Source organism: Amycolatopsis sp. w19 (assembly GCF_051373225.1).
GTDB classification, from domain to species: Bacteria; Actinomycetota; Actinomycetes; order Mycobacteriales; family Pseudonocardiaceae; genus Amycolatopsis; species Amycolatopsis japonica.
Genome location: NZ_JBPQFM010000062.1, coordinates 1 through 901, shown reverse-complemented (window position 1 = coordinate 901; position 901 = coordinate 1). Strand labels below are relative to the sequence as shown.

Sequence of the window (901 nt, the reverse complement as noted above, 5' to 3'; positions counted from 1 at the left end):
AGGGGTCCTAACAGAATGAGTGGGCTTTGAGTCTGCGCCAGCAGATGATGGCGCAGCCGAGGGTGAGGAAGCCTTGGTGGAGGTCGTCGCGGACTTCCCAGCGGATGCGCAGGCGGCGGAACCAGTGCAGCAGGGCGAAGGCGCCTTCGACGACCCAGCGGTGGACACCGAGGCCGGAGCCGTGGTGTTCACCGCGGCGGGCGATGACCGGTGTGATTCCCTCGGCGCGCACGAGGCGACGGTATTTGTCGTGGTCATACGCCCGGTCGGCGTAGATCCGGCGTGGCCGTCGCCGTGGCGGTCCGGGCCGGCCCCGCACCGGTGGGATCGCGTGGATCAACGGCATCAGCTGGGTGACGTCGTGCCGGTTCCCGCCGGTCAGCGTGGCCGCGAGCGGGATCCCGGTTCCGTCGGTGATCACATGGTGTTTCGATCCGACACGCGCTCGGTCGACCGGGCTGGGGCCGGTTTCCGGCCCCCTTTTAACGCCCGCACATGCGATCCGTCGACCGCCGCGCGCGACCAGTCCAGCAGGTTCGCCCCATGCAGTTCCGCCAACAGCAGCTCATGCAGCTGCTGCCACACCCCTGCCTCGGTCCAGTCCCGCAACCGCCGCCAGCACGTCATGCCCGACCCATAGCCCAGCTCCTGCGGCAGAAACTCCCACGGAATCGCCGTATAGAACACGAACATGATCCCGCACAACGCCTTACGGTCATCCAGCCGCTTACGCCCCGGATGCCGGAACCGACGCTCCACCCGCGGTAACAACGGCTCAATCCGCTCCCACAAACCGTCATCGACCTCCCACGGACGCCGCTGCCCCACCAGCACACCCCTCCCAGAAGATCAACGAGACACCACATCAAACCACACTCGAGATCATTCTGTTAGGACCCCT

1 protein-coding gene is annotated in these 901 nt (G+C 66.5%); it reads right to left on the bottom strand.

What is annotated here, in order from left to right; genetic code table 11:
- Positions 1–7: 7 nt before the first annotated feature.
- Positions 8–828 (bottom strand): IS5 family transposase gene (locus ACSMFO_RS40125; protein WP_436462533.1). Its coding sequence is split into 2 segments (ribosomal slippage): positions 8–471 and positions 471–828, totalling 822 coding nucleotides; the frame shifts between segments, so codons are not numbered across the junction.
- Positions 829–901 lie beyond the last annotated feature (73 nt).